Annotated in this window: 13 protein-coding genes; 3 read left to right on the top strand and 10 right to left on the bottom strand. The window is 45.6% G+C overall.

The window, feature by feature from the left end:
- Nucleotides 1–46: 46 nt before the first annotated feature.
- The 3 genes from ACYTPF_RS15095 to ACYTPF_RS15085 all read left to right on the top strand — a co-directional run bounded on the left by ACYTPF_RS15095 (nucleotide 47) and on the right by ACYTPF_RS15085 (nucleotide 3735).
- Nucleotides 47–1969, top strand: a complete 1923-nt coding sequence (locus tag ACYTPF_RS15095; RefSeq protein WP_461852801.1) for a TonB-dependent receptor plug domain-containing protein — start codon at nucleotides 47–49, stop codon at nucleotides 1967–1969.
- 464 nt (nucleotides 1970–2433) lie between these two features.
- Nucleotides 2434–3066 carry a thiol:disulfide interchange protein DsbA/DsbL gene (locus tag ACYTPF_RS15090; protein ID WP_179982357.1) on the top strand — a complete coding sequence of 211 codons (633 nt, stop codon included), beginning with the start codon at nucleotides 2434–2436 and terminating at the stop codon, nucleotides 3064–3066.
- Between the two features lie 78 nt (nucleotides 3067–3144).
- On the top strand, nucleotides 3145–3735 hold the full coding sequence (locus ACYTPF_RS15085) for an HD domain-containing protein (RefSeq protein ID WP_461852800.1): 591 nt from the start codon (nucleotides 3145–3147) through the stop codon (nucleotides 3733–3735).
- A 70-nt stretch (nucleotides 3736–3805) separates the two neighbouring features.
- Here ACYTPF_RS15085 and ACYTPF_RS15080 read toward each other — a convergent pair whose 3' ends face one another.
- The 10 genes from ACYTPF_RS15080 to nirB all read right to left on the bottom strand — a co-directional run bounded on the left by ACYTPF_RS15080 (nucleotide 3806) and on the right by nirB (nucleotide 18914).
- Nucleotides 3806–5026: an alginate export family protein gene (locus tag ACYTPF_RS15080; RefSeq protein WP_461852799.1), complete on the bottom strand. Its 1221-nt coding sequence runs from the start codon at nucleotides 5024–5026 to the stop codon at nucleotides 3806–3808.
- Nucleotides 5027–5162: 136 nt separating this feature from the next.
- The gene (locus ACYTPF_RS15075; protein ID WP_461852798.1) at nucleotides 5163–6038 is read right to left on the bottom strand and encodes an ABC transporter ATP-binding protein; all 876 of its coding nucleotides are present in this window, start codon (nucleotides 6036–6038) and stop codon (nucleotides 5163–5165) included.
- 16 nt (nucleotides 6039–6054) lie between these two features.
- Nucleotides 6055–7050, bottom strand: a complete 996-nt coding sequence (locus ACYTPF_RS15070; RefSeq protein WP_269917222.1) for an ABC transporter permease — start codon at nucleotides 7048–7050, stop codon at nucleotides 6055–6057.
- An 86-nt stretch (nucleotides 7051–7136) separates the two neighbouring features.
- Complete coding sequence (locus ACYTPF_RS15065) at nucleotides 7137–8546, bottom strand: CmpA/NrtA family ABC transporter substrate-binding protein (RefSeq protein ID WP_461852797.1); 1410 nt, start codon at nucleotides 8544–8546, stop codon at nucleotides 7137–7139.
- A 580-nt stretch (nucleotides 8547–9126) separates the two neighbouring features.
- The gene (locus ACYTPF_RS15060) at nucleotides 9127–10443 is read right to left on the bottom strand and encodes a methyl-accepting chemotaxis protein (protein WP_461852796.1); all 1317 of its coding nucleotides are present in this window, start codon (nucleotides 10441–10443) and stop codon (nucleotides 9127–9129) included.
- A 567-nt stretch (nucleotides 10444–11010) separates the two neighbouring features.
- Entirely contained in the window at nucleotides 11011–11997 is a 987-nt protein-coding gene (locus ACYTPF_RS15055; RefSeq protein WP_461852795.1) for a glycosyl transferase family protein, read from the bottom strand.
- On the bottom strand, nucleotides 11981–12958 hold the full coding sequence (gene cobA / locus ACYTPF_RS15050; protein ID WP_461852794.1) for a uroporphyrinogen-III C-methyltransferase: 978 nt from the start codon (nucleotides 12956–12958) through the stop codon (nucleotides 11981–11983). Before cobA ends, ACYTPF_RS15055 begins: the two co-directional genes overlap by 17 nt.
- A 12-nt stretch (nucleotides 12959–12970) precedes the next feature.
- A complete protein-coding gene (locus tag ACYTPF_RS15045; protein ID WP_461852793.1) occupies nucleotides 12971–15844 on the bottom strand; it encodes a nitrate reductase in 2874 nt (957 codons plus the stop codon).
- Nucleotides 15845–15938: 94 nt separating this feature from the next.
- Nucleotides 15939–16307, bottom strand: a complete 369-nt coding sequence (gene nirD / locus ACYTPF_RS15040; protein WP_179982348.1) for a nitrite reductase small subunit NirD — start codon at nucleotides 16305–16307, stop codon at nucleotides 15939–15941.
- A 57-nt stretch (nucleotides 16308–16364) separates the two neighbouring features.
- Nucleotides 16365–18914, bottom strand: a complete 2550-nt coding sequence (gene nirB, locus ACYTPF_RS15035; protein ID WP_461852792.1) for a nitrite reductase large subunit NirB — start codon at nucleotides 18912–18914, stop codon at nucleotides 16365–16367.
- Nucleotides 18915–19168 lie beyond the last annotated feature (254 nt).

The raw sequence follows: 19168 nt of genomic DNA, 5'->3' as shown, positions 1-19168 counted from the left end.
CTAATCATGTGCTCGGGTGGAGCGCATCAAAGAAAACATAAAAACCATGCGTACACATTTTACTAAAGCAGCCCTTAGCGCTGCAGTTATTTCGTGCTTAAGCACACCTGCCTTTGCTCAAACTTCTGATCAAGATATTGAAACCTTAACGGTAACAGGCACGCGTTTACCTATTTCATTGACCAAGCTTCCTGCTTCAGTATCGGTACTAACTGAAAGCGATATTAAAGCTTCGGGCGCGCTTCAAATTACTGATTTAGTTCGCGGCTTACCTGGCGTTAGCTTGTCTCAGTCAGGTAGCCCTGGTGGTTTAACCGAACTGCGCGTGCGCGGCGGTGAAACTAACCATCTACTCGTTTTAATTGACGGTGTTATTGCCAATGATATAGGCCAAGGGAGCCTTGTTGACCTTGCTCACCTAACTAGCGCCAACGTAGTGCGCATTGAGCTACTTCGCGGCCCGCAAAGTGCGAGGTGGGGTAGCGGCGCAATCGGTGGTGTACTAAGCATTACCACTAAATCTGGCCAGTTTTCCGACAATGTTTCTCACGTAGATTTTTCTGCTGGCGTAGGCACTCAAGGCACCCTTCAGGGTAGCATGAATGCGCGCTCACAAAGCGATAACGTGGGTGTGTCTGCCTACGCGAGCTATATTCGAACTGACGGCGATAATGTGTCTCGCGTTGGTAACGAAGATGATGGCTATGACAATATGACTGCCGGCATAAACCTCAATTACACCGCCACTACCGAGCACACCTTCATCGCGAATTTACGTACTGTTCAATATGAAAATGATTATGACGGTACTGACTTTGTAATAACCGGTCTTCCCGCTGATACAGATAACGTAACAGATGGCTCACAAATAAGCGCGAAGCTAAGATGGGAATTTGCCCCTGAAAATACAGGCTACCGCTCGGCATTAAGTGCACACTATCGTAAAGATGAAAACGATAATACCGAATCGGGTACGGATACAGGCGGCACCACTGGCGAGCGCATTGAGTTAAACTGGACCAGTTTTTACACGATCGACAATTGGGATTTTGCAGGCGGTGTCGAATATCTTCAGCGTCTCTTTGATCAGCGCGGTCCTATTGTATTTGGCGATCCTAATCAAAAACGAAACGACACCACCTACAGCGTATTTGCAGAAGCAAACAGCGAGTTAACTGAATCGTTAACGGCAACATTAAGCGCAAGGTTCGACAACAATAGTGAGTTCGACAATGCCGTAAGTTATCGCGGCGGTTTGACATGGCAACTTAACGACCACTACGCTGTTTTCACAAGCTATGGTAGAGCCGTAAAAACACCAACATTTACTGAACGCTTTGGTTATTACCCAGCAAGCTTCATCGGAAACCCTAACCTAGAGCCCGAAACCAGTGAAGAGTGGGAAGTAGGTGTTAAAGCCAACTGGCAATCGCTTTCCGGTCAAATCAGTACCTATACCACCGATCTTGAAGACGAAATTAACGGCTTTGTATTTGTACCTGACTTGGGTGCGTCCAGTGCTGATAATATCGACGGAGAAAGTTCACGAGAAGGGATTGATGTAGAGCTAAATTGGGACAGTGGCTATGGTGACCTTACCGCCGCCTATAGCTATTTAGACGCTGAACAAACTGACAGTGGTATCACAAGTACCGAGTTACGTCGCGCTCGCCATCAAGGCTCGATAACTTATACCACTGACTTTGGTACAGAAAAGTTCAGCTTTTACACCAAGCTGGCCTATACCGGAAGCCGTTACGACACGTTCTTCCCACCATACCCTGAGCCGTCACAAACGTTAGCGCTTTCAGCTTATACCCTTGCAACCGTTAACGTAGGTTATCAAATTGATAGCCAATGGCAGGTCTCGTTGAAAGTCGACAATGCATTCGATACCGACTATGAAGACATTGTAGGTTATGCGGGGCAAGAACGACGAGCCCTGCTTTCTGTTAACTACACCATGTAGCTAACATAAGTAAGACTTACCTCTTTACATAAAGGTTGGTCTATATTCAACAAATTGAAGGGTTACATTTATTTGTAACCCTTATCTTATGCTTTCTTAAACTTGGTTTATTTACAGCGGTACTTTTCAGTATTACTTCTGATATGGTCCAAAGCATTTACCTACCCTCTGCTACGCTCTCACGTACATTCACACTTCGTAAAATTCATATTCTGTTCATGGTTGAGCATTTATACTGTATCAGTCGTTCGCATTATAGAAGACAGAGTTATCATGCTATTTTTTGCTTTCTATGTAAGAACAATGTTTTTTCGCGATAAAACGTAAACCTTGTCGTTGAATCCCGTTTTTTAGTGAGCTTATCGCGTACTAAGACTTTGAAGTAAAACAGGTCCTAGTTAAGCGAATAAGGCTGTGATAATCTCAACCTCGAAAGATTGTTTTTTAATACAGGATCATAATCCATGAAAAAGTTTGCAGTAATGTTTGTCATGGCAATGCTTTTGCCATTAACAGCTTGCGCTCAAGAGCCAGCGTCTAAATGGAAAGAAGGCACACACTATAAAGTGCTTGATAAAGAAGCCACAGATAAACCAGTAATTACTGAGTACTTCTCATTTTGGTGCCCGCACTGCTTCCAATTTGAGCCAATCGTTGCACAAATTAAAGAAAAGAAAAGCGACGGTACTAAGTTCAATAAAGTACACGTAAACTTTATGCGCTTTACCGGCCCCGAAGTTCAAGACGATGCTACTAAAGCCATGCTTATTGCACGTGCAATGAAGCAAGAAGATGCAATGAACGGTGCTATCTTTAACTATATTCATAAGCAGCGCGCGTCTATCACAGGGCTGAAAGACCTTCGCAATATCTTCGTGGTTAACGGCGTTGACGGTGCAGAATTTGATAAAATGGCTAAGAGCTTCGGCGTTAATAGCATGGTGCGCAAAAACCAACAGCAAATTGATGAGTACCGTGAGCACCTAACAGGTGTGCCTAGCTTTATTATTAACGGTAAATATCAGCCAACGTTTACCGCTGATATGTCATACGATGACATCGCTGATCTGATTGTGTGGTTGTCAGAACAGAAGTAATTTAGTTTAACAACCAATTACATCTTTAATTACGAAATGGGCGCTCTTGCGCCCATTTTTACGCCTAGGAGCCCCCAAATGCATGCAGTAAGTGACTTTGCCGAATTCATTTGTGAACTTGATCAACTCAAAGCGGTTAAGCGTCAGATTACGCTTCCAAGTGATAACTATCGCCAAGAAAACTCAGCAGAGCACAGCTGGCACGTCGCATTAATGGCAAACATGTTAAGTGAATATGCAGCCAAGCCAATTGATATCACACGAGTTATTCGCATGATCCTTATACACGATATCGTAGAGATTGACGCTGGCGATATGTTTGCGTTTAACCAGCAAGCCGACCATGATGCACAAGCTGAAAAGGAACTTGCGGCCGCTAAGCGCATTTTTGGCTTATTGCCAAGCCCACTTGATAGCGAACTGCTCAATTTATGGCTTGAGTTTGAAGCTGCAGAAACCGCTGATGCAGAGTTTGCTAAAGCCATGGACCGAGTACTTCCTGTATTTCAAAATATGAAAGACAATGGAGGAAGCTGGAAGCGTCACGGTATTGCAAGAGAGAAAATTGAGGCGCGAAATGCACATTTAAAATCGTGTGCGCCAGCACTGTGGGACTATGTTATGCAGCAGCTAGATATAGCCGTTGAAAAAGGCTGGCTAAGTCAGTAACGACTTAGCCAATCAAAGATTGGTGAAGCTGTAACGCTATGCTAGGTCTGAGAGTTACTTTGCATAGCAATTAAAAACGTGTACCAACCCACATCCAAAAGCGGTTAGCATCTACTTTTATATCGCCCGCGTCGTAAGTACCGTACTTGATGCCGAAATTATACTTACCAGCAAACTTCTTGGTGTATTGAACATTGAATTCGCTACCTAAATCATCAACGCCATTGCTGCTGTCGTCAGCGCTGAAGTCATGATAGGCCAAAAGCCACTTACCACCGGCTAGGCCACCAGAAAGTGAAAATTTAAGGTCTTGTAAGCCTTGTGCTGGCGTACCCAAAAACTGATCGGTCCAACCGTTGAACTTGTGTAGGGTAGCAAGAGGCGTAGCAAAACCATACAGTCCATCATCTGAACCTAGTACTTCATAATCGACTTTAGCCGTTACACCAGAGATGGTTGCGGCTAGATAAGCATTTAGGTAAGACGCATCGAAATCAGTGGCTGTTTCTCCTGCGCCAGCTTCGCTCGATTGCGTAGCAAACTCAGCGCCATAAGCCCAATTTACGCTGTCACCTTTCATCTTTCCATCATAGCTTACACCATACGTATCCAGAGCATTGTCTGTATCATTATCTACTTCTAATAAATACGCGTAGGCCACAAACTTACCGATTTTCGACTTATAAGTAGCGTGAAGGATATGATCTTTTGAATCTAAATCAGCAGCTTCGGCGAAAATGCGGTTACGCTTATATAAATAGCTGTAGAAAAGCTCTAGATTGTCAGTTGCCGCATACTTTGCGCTTACGGCATCAAAGGTCTGGCGGTCCTGTCTCCAACCAACGTGACCAACAAATCTGTGGTCGTCTAGCGTAATAACTTGGCGCCCAACTTTGGCTGTAAAGCCATCTGTTTTGTATTGAATAAAGGCTTGGTCAACTTCGGTCGTTTCCGGGTCAGCAATAACAGAGTATTCACCCACATTGAAGCCAGTAGGCCCTACGGTAAACTCATCTTGCCCCATTACAATGCGGCTGTCTTCAACCTCCGCGGTAAATGAGAAACCATTAACACTTCCTGAGCTAAAGCCTAAACGTGTACGTAAGGTCAACGCGCTTGCATCTTCTAGCGCGTTGTCTTGATCTACGGCCTCATAACGCAAATTAAGGTCAGCCCATGCCTTTGAGTCACTTAGTGCAGTGTGAATATCAGCAGCCATCGCACTGCCACCGAGTACTGCCATAACAGAGGCAGCTAACATATTAATGCTTAGTTTTTGAAACGTGTTCATGCGTGTTCCCTATCGGTTTTTCGGTTTTGTTTTTTATTAGTCAACACTTACCCGGCCAGCATAAAAATGCCGGTTGAAAAGTGAAAGTTATACGTTGTGGCGGTACAACTACCGCCCTTATCAGATGCCGATAGTGCTAGGCAGCATCTGATTTTTTAGTGTCTTTTTTTTCAGATGTCACCCCGCTGGGTTTTGATGTTCCGTTGTTAGTACGTGAAGTAACGGTTTCAACCTTTTTCTGCTTGTCGTAAAGGAAGGTTAATACCTCATGTCGGTAGTGGTTATATTGTTTGTTGTCGGCAAGTGCTAATCGGTCACGCGGGCGAGGCAACTCAATATCTAGAATTTCACCAATGGTGGCGGCGGGCCCATTGTTCATCATTACGATGCGATCAGATAGCAACACGGCCTCATCCACATCATGAGTAATCATGATGACGGTGTTACCCAAGTCAGCATGTATTTCCATTAAAGAGTCTTGAAGGTGTGCACGCGTTAATGCGTCAAGCGCGCCGAACGGTTCGTCCATCAATAGCACTTTAGGTTCCATTGCCAATGCACGAGCGATACCTACTCGTTGTTTCATACCCCCTGAGATCTCACTTGGCAATTTGTCGAGTGCGTGAGTCATGTGTACAAGCTCTAAGTTATGCATGATCCATTCGCGCATCTCGCCTTTACTCTTACCTCGCATGGTCGATTTAACGGCCAGCTCAACATTTTTATAAACAGTAAGCCAGGGTAATAGCGAATGGTTTTGAAATACTACGGCGCGCTCAGGTCCAGGCTGCTTCACTTCAGCGCCATCCAATATCACGCCTCCTGAAGTCGCTTGGTGTAAACCCGCAATAATATTTAGTACTGTCGACTTTCCGCAACCAGAGTGGCCAATCAATGAAACAAATTCGCCTTTGCTGATTTTAAGATTTACATCTTGAAGCGCAGTAAATGGCCCTTTGGGTGTTGGGAAGTCGATACCTACCTGCTCTAACTCTAAGTGTCTAGTCTGCATAAATTTCTCCTCAAAATTAGCGTAATACGCTCGACTTATCCCAGCTTACCGCGCGCTGAATTGATAACATTAAACGGTCCAGTACGAAGCCGATTACACCGATAGTTAATACTGCCACCATGATTCGGGCTAAGGATTCTGAGCTACCGTTTTGAAACTCATCCCAGACAAACTTTCCTAACCCTGGGTTTTGGGCAAGCATCTCTGCTGCTATGAGTACCATCCAACCGATACCAAGCGATAATCGAAGCCCAGTGAAAATCATTGGAATTGAAGATGGCAGTACTATTTTAGTAAGGTGCGCAAAAGGCGTAAGACGCAGCACTTTGCTCACGTTGATAAGATCTTTTTCAATGTTTGACACCCCTACCGCAGTGTTAATAAGGGTTGGCCATAGGCAGCAAAGCGAGACCGTGAAGGCAGAAGTAACAAACGACTTTGAAAACGCTGGGTCTTCGCTGACATAAAGCGCACTTACTACCATAGTAACTAGTGGCAACCATGCTAGTGGCGAAACGGGTTTGAATAATTGAATAAGCGGGTTTATAGCCGTGTAGGCTGATTTACTTAAACCACACAAAATTCCTAATGGGACTGCGACTACTGATGCAATAAAGAATCCAACCATAACCGTGTAAAGGCTGGTCCAAATTTGATCGAAGAAAGTAGGTGCACCGGTAAAGTCTCGTACCTTTGGCTCATAAGTAGGGTCTTGCGCCACACGAGCTGCATTTCGTTCTTCTTGGCGTTGATAAAACGCGTCTGCCTTTTCACGCTGGGCGACATGCTCGTCTATTAAAGCACCCGCTTGTTCAAAAACTTGTGCAGGGCCTGGAAATTGGCCTAACGATGTATCGATACTTTTTGCAACGCCATTCCAAATGGCCAGAAACATCAGCAAACCGATTACAGGCAGCAACAACGCAGGTGTGGATTGATATAAACGACTCAATAAAGAGTTCGCGTTTGACGGCGATGATGGAAGGCGAAGAATGGTTGTCATCTTGCTCATTGCTTGCTCCTGATATTTAATGTGCGCTATTGCGCTTTGAATGCCCCGTCTCACCTGAGGGTCGACGGGGCAACTTTACGAGACACTTACAGAACAGTGTCGCCTTTAAGACCAATATCAAATTGCTCTAAGTAAGCGTTAGGCTTGCTTCCATCAAACGTTACGCCATCAATAAACTCGCTCTGAGGCGGCTTATAACCTGTTTCCGTTCCAAACTCAGGGAAATCAGATGCCTTTGCTTTACCCTCAGCGATAAGCGCTTTAGCAGCTTGGGCATAAACTTCTGGCTTGTAGACTTTTTTGGCCGTTTCTTTGTACCAATCGTCAGACTTAGCTTCTGAAATTTGTCCCCAGCGGCGCATTTGTGTGAGATACCAAATTGCATCACTGTAGTACGGGTAAGTAGCGTTGTAGCGGAAGAACACATTGAAGTCTGGCACGTCACGCTTGTCGCCTTTTTCGTATTCGAAAGTGCCCGTCATGCTGTTAGCCAGTACGTCTTCGTCTGCGCCAACGTAGTTGCTTTTAGCAAGAATCTTAACTGCTTCAGGACGGTTAGCATTGTCGTTTTCATCCAACCACATTGCTGCACGAATTAATGCTTTCACCACGCGTATGTGAGTATTTGGATACTTGTCAGCCCAACCTTGGCTTACGCCAAACACTTTTTCAGGGTTGTTTTTCCAGATCTCATAATCGGTAATTACAGGTACACCGATACCTTTAAATACCGCTTGCTGGTTCCATGGCTCACCTACGCAGTAGCCATAAATAGTGCCCGCTTCCATTGTCGCTGGCATTTGTGGTGGCGGCGTTACAGACAATAGCGCTTGGGCATCTATTTGGCCTGCGGTATCACCTTTGTGAGGGGCGTAATAACCTGGGTGAATGCCACCTGCTGCTAGCCAATAACGCAGCTCGTAGTTGTGGGTAGATACAGGAAATACCATGCCCATGTTGAAAGGTTTACCGGCGTTGCGGTACTCATCAACAACCGGTTTGAGATAATCAGCTTTGATTGGGTGTACAGGCTTGCCATTTTCCTGTGGAATATGCGCCTTCATTTTCTCCCAAATCTCATTTGATACAGTAATACCATTGCCGTTTAGGTCCATGCTAAACGCAGTAACTACATGAGCTTCCGTACCAAAACCAATAGTCGCGCCAAGCGGTTGACCTGCAAGCATGTGAGCGCCATCTAGCTGACCATCAATAACCCGATCTAGCAGCACTTTCCAGTTAGCTTGTGCTTCTAATGTGACATAAAGCCCTTCATCTTCGAAAAAGCCTTTTTCATACGCCACAGCAAGCGGCGCCATGTCTGTCAGTTTAATAAAACCAAATTTCAGCTCTTCTTTCTCTGGCCATCCTACTGCGGGCGCTTGTGCTGAAACAGATGTTGAAAATGTTGCTACAGAGACGACAAGTGCAGCACAAACGCTTGCGCCCACCGTTCTAAAGCGTTTTAGTAATGATGTTGTCTTTAACCCAGTCATACGTGTTCCTCGTAGCCAAAAAAAAACCCACCAGCTATAGACATTTACATGTCTAGCACGGTGGGCTTCGTTGCCGTGTTAGTAACATCGGAGTAATTACTAACGCATCAAGTTGTAATTGGTAAGTCAGGAATTCCCGCTCACACACCTCATCTTAAAGGGAGGTTATATAAAAGCTTTAGCTTAATAAAACCATCTTTTTTATTGTTATTATCATTTGCCATAAATGTAGGAGAAGTTGGAGCTTCCTTACTACTCTCCACTGATTCCTAATAATTTTTCTTATTCACACTATGGAAAATGTTGCGCATGACACGACGCCTAATGAGTCGTGTTGCACTCGCTGCCTTACACGGCACCGTTATTTTGCACGTAAAGGTTTGCAGTCAACGTGCCAAAAATTCAAGATACTGATTATTATGGGAATTATTCAAAACAGGGGCGTATAGTTACAACACAATGAAAGATTTGGTGCACCAAAACGGGGGAGGTGTTCAACCGTGGTGCGAGCTAGTAAGCACCACTATTGAATAAATTTAAACGAGGAAATGCGCCCAACACGATTGGTAGGCGCAATGCCCTATAGACGTTTTGTGAACTGTCCGATAGCGCTCACTACCTCATTCGCTCCACTTTGAATTTCACCCATCGCGTTACCCGATTGTGTTGAATATTCTAATGCGTCGCGGGCTTTTTCCTGCCCAGCCTCAATAAGCTGAACGGCATTTTCAGTAAGTTTTCTGTTCTCTACCACAACGTTGACTATCTCTTCCGTAGCGCTACTTGTCCGTGAAGCCAATTGTCTTACTTCATCGGCCACTACAGCAAACCCTCTACCCTGATCTCCTGCGCGAGCGGCTTCAATAGCGGCGTTCAGCGCAAGTAGATTGGTTTGGTCGGCAATTCCACTAATACTTTTAACCAAATCAGCAACTTTTTGAGATTGCTCATCGAGGTCTTTGATGCCTTCGCTCGCATTCCCCATCTGTGTGGTAAGCTCGTTCATTGCTTTAACTGTAGCATTAAGTACTTCATTACCTTTGCGGGCCTGCTCCCCCGTTTCTTGCGATATGTTAAACGCGACGTTAGCCGCTTCAGAAATAGCAAATTCACGCTGCATTTGCTCAGTAATGACAGTGGCGAACTTAACGACTTTATAAAGGTTTCCGTCTTCATTTCTAATAGGGTTATACGACGCCTCTAACCAAACTTCGTTGCCTCTACTGTCTATTCGCTTAAACCTACCTGACTCTAATTTCCCTTCAGATAAGTCCCGCCAGAAGTGTTTATATTCTTCTGAGTTAGCCTCTTGTTCGGTGCAGAAAATTCTGTGATGCTTACCTTCTATTTGCTCTAGGGTATAACCCATACCTTTAAGAAAGTTGTCATTCGCTGTTATTATTGTTCCATCCAGATTGAACTCGATGACAGCAGAAGAGCGGTGAAGCGCAGCAATCATATCGCGCAATTCGTTGCTAAGAGTGATATTTCGCGTTTGTTCGGCCATGTAGAAGGCGATATATCTCACATTACCGTTTGCATCATCAACTGGCTGTACAATACCTCGCACCCACATTTCTTGACCTCTCGCATCCATAAAGCTAACAGCTCCGTGCCAATGGCGATGCGTTTTAATGGCGCCGAGCATATCCTGACCAGCAGGCTTTCTGAGTGCATTTGGGCTCATCATACTCTCAAGAGACTTTCCCTCTAATTCACCTATTGAGTAGCCAGTTGCTTGAGAACACAAGTCATTAATAGCATTAACCCTACCGTCAGGGTTCAACTCTATATAAAGCATTTCTTCGCGCAGCTCCTCCTGAACTGTCTGATATGCTTCAATTTCCTTTTGCAAACGTGAGTTTTCAGCTATCAACTCTTTATTTTTGAAAAACATCCTCTGCTCCTGATGAACTAAGCGCGCTTATTCTTCAGCCTGTAAGCCTTCGGTGAGGCAGCACACTACAGATAAGACGTGCAACGTCACTCGCAATTACGGTTAGTGTCTAAAACGATAAGCTAATTTTTTTCGGTTTTGATTAAAGATAGCAGAGGAATTGAAGTTTATACCAATCCGCATAGATAATTGCCCACTCAGAAGGCGCTGGCAAGTTTCCTAGCGAAGCGTGGGAATGCAGGAATGTGTTCCCTTTCAAATTCCCAGAATGAAGCTAGGAAGTTTGCCAGACCTTCCCGAAGGGCGAGTTTAAAACGTCCGTACTCTTTGTTGTGTCACCTTGATGTAGAGCCACTATACCTTCGGTAACACGCCGCGATTACGAACATTTTAAATCTCGCTGAGTGGGTAATTATCTATACGGACTGGTATGACATGAAAATAACGAAAATAAGGTCAAAATGGTAATATTAGTTAGAGCTTTCACAGCGCTTACTAGAAACGCTGCGAGCAAGAAATATTAAGCTGCAATTTGATAAAAACAAGGGCTGTGCCGCGCATGAAAAGCTAGAATGGCATTGCCGTTTTTTGTCTTTTTGACCAAAGCTCCCTAGCTTGAGATAAGGCATCCGCCACATCACAATTATGAAGAAGTACTAAGTAGCTGCTAAGCGTACTTAAAATGGCCTGTTCACCGTAGAGGCTACTCGCTTTACCTGTCCACACATCAAGCATGTCGTCTACGTTCATATCTTTATCTTTAAGCGCCCACTTGTCAGCAACCACCGGCATTTTTACTTCGTCAGTTTTACCATTACGGGTAATGAAGAGTTCGGTTTCTCGTTCTCCGTTAACCTCGGGGTCGCCACCATCGCCGCGGAAACAAAGGGCGTTTATCGACGGGTAATTTTCATTAACGCGACAATGCTTATGATCAAGGTGCATATGGTAAACCCCCTGCACACAAAACTCTGCGCTGGTGGGGTTCAATAGCCTGGCTAGGGTGTTAGCGCAAGAGCGCAGTCCAAACACGTCGCGCAGCTTAATAATGGTATCAAGCGCGGGCAGTAAATATGATAGGTCGAGATAGGTTACGCCTTTATCAGCAAGCTGCTGGTTTGCCTCAGCAATACTAGTAACCTCAACAAGGCCTAACTTGGGTAGCGCTATGCTTGCATAAAGGCGCCCTGAACCCGGCTCATGGGCACCGTGAAGCATAATGGAATAGCCGTTTTTGGCCAGTACGGCTACCGCCAGTAAGTACCAAGGAAGCTGGCGACGTTTTCCTGCATAACACCCAATATCTAACGTTGGGGTAAGTGTCTTGACTTCTGGCTCAATCAGTTCTCGGCACGCATCGACAAAACCAATCACTTCTTCTGGCGTTTCTTCACGGGTGCGAAGTAGCATAAGAAATGCGCCCCGTTGATCGCCGGTCACTTCATTGGCCAATACCATTTTCATGGCATGATAAGCTTCATCACGGGTAAGGCTACGCCCCCCTTTTTGACCCTTACCAATAATTTTTATGTATTCGCTAAATGGTTGCTGCATGCTCGGATGAATGTAGTAGAAGTGTATTTACCTGTTGTCGAGACTCTACCACCTTTCCAAATATAAGTAACGTGGGCCCAGTTAAATTTGCCGCCTTTACTTTGCCATAAATATTAGCAAGCTCGCCAGTAATTACGCGCTGTTGAGGTGATGTAGCATTTTCAATCGCCGCTACCGGCCACGAACATGGCACCTTGTGCTGCATCAAACCTTTGCAAAGCCCCTCAAGGCGGCTTAGCCCCATATAAACCACCATGGTTTGCTTTAATACATTCTGCGCCATTGGCGCCATTTCAGGCCATTGTTCTGCATCTTTAAAATGTGCAGTCATAAAACTCACCGATTGGGCACAGCGCCTGTCGGTTAGAGGGATACCCGTATAGGCAGACACACCCGAGGCGGCTGTAATACCAGGGACAATAGCAAAAGGAATGTTAGCTTTTGTTAGCGCATCGGTTTCTTCACAGGTTCTCGCAAACAAGGCTGGGTCACCACCTTTTAGTCGCACCACGGTATGCCCCAAACTGGCAAGTTCAACCACCCGCTTGCAAATAGCGTCTTGGGTAAAACTATGCTTCTTACAGCGCTTTCCCACGTACTCTTTCGCTACGCTAGATGGAATGAGCGAAAGAATATCTTCGCTTACAAGTGCGTCAAACAATACCACATCGGCTTGCTGTAAAAGGCGAAGCGCTTTTAAGGTAAGTAGCTCTGCATCGCCAGGACCTGCGCCTACTATAAATACTTGGCCCTGCTTCTGACGCTCATCGCCAAGGTTTGTTGTATTCAGCCACTTGTTCAGGTACGTATACTTAGCTAAAGATTTGAGATCGTCATTACGCTTACGAGTGGTCGAAGTCTTATTCGAAGTTTCATCGCGATAAAAAAGATTAAACAGAGGTTTCTGCTGTTTGAATAAGGTGCGCAAAAACGGTAAAGACCAACTAGATGCAATTGACATAATTTAACGCTCCTAAACAGATTGGGTTTCTATAACTAAATGCTTGTCTATAAGCTCAGACAAGGCGGGCTTGCAAGAACCACAGTTCGTGCCGCATTTTAACTGCTTACCAAGTTCGGTTACCGATGAACAGCCTTTGGTGATGACATCTGTAATCGTCTTTTCACGCACTTCAAAACAGCTACAAACTACATCACCATTTAAAAATGCTTCATCCGCTTGGCCTCGTAATAAATTGCGTTGTGACTCAGTGGAAATCGCCGTATTTAATAGGCTGGCAAGCCACGCATTTGGTACTGACCAAGTGCTTTGTGTGTGTGCCTCCGCTTGAGCCGAACCTGTATTTTCTGGCTCATCACCCAAAAATGCGGCGAAGCACAGTAGGTCATCGACAAGCGCAAGGCATACTGAAAAAGTGTGATGGTGGAACTGTAATAGCACCGCGTTTTCCGGTAACTGTGGTATCAAGCTTTGAGTAAATTCACGACGGCTTTTGTTCGAAGCTACGTTTAACACCGATAGTGCTTCTTCAGAACTACTTCCTTTTGATGTAGCGCCCTCTCCCTCAAGCGGTGTTTTATTCCAGTAATCACATACTTTCTTTAGCGTATCGTGCTTATCAATGCTGGTTTTTGAGTCGTATGCCGAATGTAGTTTTGATGATAAAAAGAGTTTTCCATACGTAGCGTAACGTACCGGTGCAATAGCCACTGCAGCATGTTTTAATTCCGGCTGCCCTGAAATCGGATCTACCGCGCTCGCGTAAAGTGCACCTAGCTTACTGTGAGACCCCCATTGTGCCGACCAGTGTATAGGTATAAACACTTCCTTTTCGCGCATGTCCGCATCTGTTTTTACCGGATAGATAACTGGGGCGTCTTGACACACCGCACTTGTCAGAGAAACGAGGTCATTATTTGCAACACCTAACTCAGCAGCGTCTTTAGGGTTTATGTAGACAGAGGCGCTCGGCATATGGGCTAGTAACTTTGCGGCTTTACCCGTGCGCGTCATGGTATGCCATTGATCTCGAGCTCGACCGCTGTTAACGACAAAAGGGTAAGCATCTGACGTAACCTGCAATGGGGCTTTATAGGTTACCGGAATGAGTCTAGCCTTACCGCTAGGCGTTGAAAACTGCTTATCTTCAAAAGGACGCTTACTGATAAGGTTGGGCTTTGTGTGTTCGTTAAGCTTGGTACCAGATGAGGGAATATTCAAAACGGTGTTTTGAAAAGGCCACTGGATAGGTGATAGAGCGTTGTACTGAGCTTCATTTAGACTTTGCAAAGGCGATAAGTCTAACTGGCGTTTGCCATTATTGTGATAGCCAGTTAAGCCAGCGTATTCACAGAATATTTGCGACGGATGAGTAAAGCTAAATGCCTCACCAAAACCCATTTTAGCCGCCACGTCGCACATAATTTGCCAATCGTGTTTTGCACTTCCTGGCGGGGGCAAGATGCCGCGCTGACGTGATATACGGCGCTCTGAATTCGTCACTGTGCCGTCTTTTTCCGACCACCCCGTGGCAGGAAGGGCAATATGGGCGTAGTTAAGCGTATCATTCGATTCAACAATATCAGACACTACGACCATCTCGCACTTTGCAAGTGCGCGCTCAACTTGGCCTCGGTTGGGCATACTGACAACAGGGTTAGTCCCCATTATCCAAACAAATTTTACCTTTCCTTCTTCAATGGCATTAAATAGGTCTACCGCTTTAAGCCCCTGCCCTTTAGGCATAACAGGGGCGTTCCAATAGGTTTTAACAGTGCTGATATGCTCAGGGTTTTCTAAATCCATGTGGGCAGCTAGCATGTTAGCTAAACCACCAACTTCACGCCCCCCCATAGCATTGGGCTGACCTGTGATGGAAAATGGGCCACAACCCTCTCTGGCAATTAAATCTGTAGCCAAGTGGCAGTTAATAATGGCTTGGGCTTTATCTACGCCAGCGGAAGACTGATTTACGCCCATTGAATAAAAAGTAATGGCACTAGATGCTTCACAGAATGCGTCGAAAAAGGCCTTAACGTTGCTTTTTTCTATATCGCATACGCTAGCCACGTCATCCAGCGTTAAGCCATTTACACTTTCAAGCGCTTCATCAAGCCCCTCGGCATAGCTCTCGACGGTGGTTCTATCTATTCTACCTTGTGCGTCTGCATAGCTAAGTAAGCCGTTAAACAGCGCCACGTCGCTACCTGGTTTTATAGGAAGATGTAAATCGGCTATCGTACAGGTTTCAGTTTTGCGCGGGTCGACAACGATGACCTTCATATTTGGGTTCCTCAACTTTGCCCGCTGAATACGTTGAAAAAGCACTGGATGGGCCCACGCCGTATTACTTCCCGTAATTACCAATAAATCTGTACACTCTAAGTCGGTGTAATCGCAAGGCACCACATCTTCACCGAAGGCGCGCTTATAAGCAGCTACGGCTGATGACATGCAAAGACGAGAGTTGGTATCGATATTGGCACTGCCGATATAACCTTTCATAAGCTTATTGGCAATGTAGTAGTCTTCAGTAAGAAGCTGGCCTGATACATAAAAAGCAACGGCATCCGCGCCATACTGCGCAATGGTAGATGTGATCTTATCCGCAATCACATCGGTGGCCGTGTCCCAATCCACCGATTGACCTGCTATGGTTGGGTGAAGCAAACGCCCATTTAGGTCGTTTGTTTCAAGCAGGTTTGTTCCTTTAACACACAATCTTCCATAATTGGCGGGATGCTCTGGCGTGCCTTTAACAGTGTCCAGGGTTACGGCACGCTTGCTTACGTTGCAACTGATATCTACACCACACCCTACGCCGCAGTATGGGCATGTTGTTTGTCTTAATTGTTCAGACATCATGTCGGGTTGTCGTGTAGCCATATTCATTTCATTACCTTTTTCGATATCGAAGTAGTTGAATGCGTTTTTGCAAGAAGGCTCTATTTATGTAGGCACTCAAATAGGGGCTGCTTGCTCAAACGCCTACAAAAACCTTCTCGCTCTCGACCTTCACAGGGTAAGCCGTTACGGATACATCATCGTGTTCTTTACACAATCCTGTTTCTAAAAAGTAATGCTCTTTGTACAACGGCGAAGCGACAACTGGCGCACCGCCTATAGACCCCAAAAGCCCGCGATAAAGCACATTTGCTTTACCAATAGGGTCGTAGTTACTAATGGCAAAAACCTGAGTTTCGCCCTTTATTTTCAAGCAGAAAATGGCCACTTGCTGTGAGTCAACAAGGGCGCAAACGCCGCTGTTTGTCACTAGGTCCTTCGTCTCACAAACAAGGTGCCATTGCACTGCCTGTTCTGACGCTATTACGTTTTGCGCAGCTGTCATAATTTGTATCTCCTAACAAGGTTGATAAGCCAGTGGCTACACCATTAAGTCTATGGACTACACCATAGAGACGGGAATAAACTGATCTTTCCCTGCTACTTTTTCAGCTTCAGTAGCTGGACGAACCTGCCCTCGCTCTGAAACAAACTGAATATTGGTGTCGCTGGCACTACTGTTTACAAATTGACGGAAACGCTTACGAGATTCAGGATCTTCAATCGTGGTTTTCCACTCACATTGATAAGCGTCGACTACAGCATCCATCTGTGCTTCAAGCTCTTCATTAATGCCAAGTGCATCGTTAATCACAACATCTTGCAGATAAGCTAACCCACCTTCTAGGTTGTCCATCCACACCGATGTACGCTGTAAGCGGTCGGCCGTTTTCACATAAAACATCAGCACGCGGTCGATGTATTTGATTAGCGTTTCCGTATCTAGGTCTGTGGCAAATAGGTCTGCATGTCGCGGTTTCATACCGCCGTTTCCGCACACATATAGGTTCCAGCCTTGCTCAGTAGCAATAACACCAATGTCTTTGCTTTGAGCCTCTGCACACTCTCGGGTACAACCCGATACGGCAAATTTAATTTTGTGCGGTGCACGTAGGCCTTTGTATCGGTTTTCCAAATCAATAGCCGTGCCTACTGAGTCCTGCACACCGTAGCGACACCATGTACTTCCCACGCACGATTTCACTGTACGCAGCGCTTTCGCATACGCGTGACCGGTTTCAAACCCACCGGCTACTAGCTTTTCCCATATATCAGGTAAATGCTCTACGCGAGCGCCAAATAAATCTATGCGCTGCCCACCAGTGATTTTGGTGTAAAGGTTGTATTCTTTCGCCACTTCTCCTAACAAAATGAGCTTCTCGGGCGTAATTTCTCCGCCAGGAACGCGAGGCACTACAGAATAGGTACCGTCTTTTTGCATATTGCCAAGGTAGATGTCGTTGGTGTCTTGCAGGGGTAGGTGTGAAGCTTTTAGGATGTAGTCGTTGTAGACTGATGCCAGAATAGACCCCACAGCAGGCTTACAAATTTCACAACCTAAACCTTCACCATGCTGTTCAAGTAACTCGTCGAAGGTGCGAATGCCGTTAACCTTAACAATGTGAAACAGCTCTTGTCGGGTGTAATTGAAGTGCTCACAAATCGCTTTTGATACTTCAACACCGCGCTTTTCAAGCTCGCTATCTACCACATTTTTAAGCAACGCAGCACAGCCCCCACAACCAGTACTGGCTTTAGTTTCACCTTTTACATCGCCAACGCTGCAACAGCCACCTTCAATAGCTGAAACAATGTCGCCTTTCGTTACATTTAGGCACGAGCATATAGATGCAGTGTCTGGCAGTGCATCGGCACCTAATGCTGGTGCGGCATCGGATGATGGCAGAATTAGGCTCTCTGGGTGTTCAGGCAATTCGATGTTGTTAAGCGCATATTGTAATAGCGTATCGTAGTCGCTGGTATCGCCAACGAGTACGGCACCAAGCACGAGCTTTTGTTCGCTATCTACCACCAGCTTTTTATACACGCCTTCAGGCTGATTTAAGTAGGTGTAACTTAGGGCACCTTCCGTACGTTCATGCGCATCGCCAATAGAACCCACTTCTACGCCCATAAGTTTGAGTTTAGTGCTCATATCTGCGCCAGCGAACTCGGCATCGCCACCTGTTATATGACTTACTGCCGTGCGCGCCATGGTATAACCAGGTGCAACCAAGCCAAAAATTTTGTTGTCCCACAGCGCACATTCGCCCACTGCGTAAATATTAGGGTCAGAGGTCACGCAGTGGTTATCAATGACAATACCGCCGCGCTCACCAAGAGTTAGCGCTGATTTTCTGCCGAGCTGATCGGAAGGTCGAATACCGGCAGAGAATAAAATCATGTCAGTTTCTAACGCAGTGCCGTCTGCAAACACCATTTTATAGCGACAGGTATCACCAGCTTCGATAGTTTGGGTTGCTTTTTGGGTATGAACGGTTACGCCTAAATCTTCAATTTTGTCTTTAAGTACGGTACCACCGGCTTGGTCTAGCTGCACCGCCATAAGCTGTGGTGCGAATTCAACCACGTGAGTATCTAGCCCAGCTTGCTTTAAGGCATTCGCAGCTTCTAAACCTAGAAGACCACCACCAACGACAACGCCTACTTTGCTCACCGCTGCTGACGCTTCAATAGCGAGTAGATCGTCTATGGTGCGGTACACTAAGCAATGCTCTTGGTCGTTCCCGGGAATGGGGGGCACGAATGGATAAGAACCAGTGGCAAGAACCAGCTTATCGTAGCTAAACACCTGCCCTTCTGAAGTCGTGACTTTATTATTATCACGGTCAATATCGGTCACTAAGGCATTGGTGACTACGTTTACGCCCCATTCAGCGTATTGAGCGGGTGTGGTAAGCGCTAGGTCATCAGCACTAGCGCCACTAAAAAATGATGACAGATAAACGCGATCGTACGCGAGGCGAGACTCGCCGCATAAAACGGTTATTTCTACATTGGCATCGCTTTGGTGAAGCTGCTCTACAAAATGATGCCCCACCATGCCGTTGCCTACGACGACAATTTGCGTTTTTGAGTCCAATGAAGTCATGATATTCCCCTTTTTTCGGGACAAAAAAAAAGCCCGCTTCAACTTTCGTTGATGCGGGCTTCGTTGCCTATTTTGCCAACGGTTTAGGTCGGCTAACACATTTTACGGAGTGTTATAAATCACACAATTTTCAGCGATTGACACAAATCACCAAAACACACTTTACGTTTATAGCTATCCAAGTTCAGTGCCAAAAACGTAATTCATTGTTTTTATTTGATTTACTGCAAAATAAGCATTATTCAGACTTCATA

The organism is Alteromonas sp. HB246098, from assembly GCF_054890645.1.
Note: the sequence above shows the minus strand (reverse complement) of the source record. Positions and strands in the feature narration are given on the sequence as shown.

Coding starts and splice junctions, on each gene's coding strand:
- ACYTPF_RS15065 (WP_461852797.1), bottom strand. CDS start 8,546: ATGACTGGGTTAAAGACAACATCATTACTAAAACGCTTTAGAACGGTG.
- ACYTPF_RS15070 (WP_269917222.1), bottom strand. CDS start 7,050: ATGAGCAAGATGACAACCATTCTTCGCCTTCCATCATCGCCGTCAAAC.
- ACYTPF_RS15080 (WP_461852799.1), bottom strand. CDS start 5,026: ATGAACACGTTTCAAAAACTAAGCATTAATATGTTAGCTGCCTCTGTT.
- ACYTPF_RS15045 (WP_461852793.1), bottom strand. CDS start 15,844: ATGGCTACACGACAACCCGACATGATGTCTGAACAATTAAGACAAACA.
- ACYTPF_RS15090 (WP_179982357.1), top strand. CDS start 2,434: ATGAAAAAGTTTGCAGTAATGTTTGTCATGGCAATGCTTTTGCCATTA.
- cobA (WP_461852794.1), bottom strand. CDS start 12,958: ATGTCAATTGCATCTAGTTGGTCTTTACCGTTTTTGCGCACCTTATTC.
- ACYTPF_RS15095 (WP_461852801.1), top strand. CDS start 47: ATGCGTACACATTTTACTAAAGCAGCCCTTAGCGCTGCAGTTATTTCG.
- nirB (WP_461852792.1), bottom strand. CDS start 18,914: ATGACTTCATTGGACTCAAAAACGCAAATTGTCGTCGTAGGCAACGGC.
- ACYTPF_RS15075 (WP_461852798.1), bottom strand. CDS start 6,038: ATGCAGACTAGACACTTAGAGTTAGAGCAGGTAGGTATCGACTTCCCA.
- ACYTPF_RS15060 (WP_461852796.1), bottom strand. CDS start 10,443: ATGTTTTTCAAAAATAAAGAGTTGATAGCTGAAAACTCACGTTTGCAA.
- ACYTPF_RS15055 (WP_461852795.1), bottom strand. CDS start 11,997: ATGCAGCAACCATTTAGCGAATACATAAAAATTATTGGTAAGGGTCAA.
- nirD (WP_179982348.1), bottom strand. CDS start 16,307: ATGACAGCTGCGCAAAACGTAATAGCGTCAGAACAGGCAGTGCAATGG.
- ACYTPF_RS15085 (WP_461852800.1), top strand. CDS start 3,145: ATGCATGCAGTAAGTGACTTTGCCGAATTCATTTGTGAACTTGATCAA.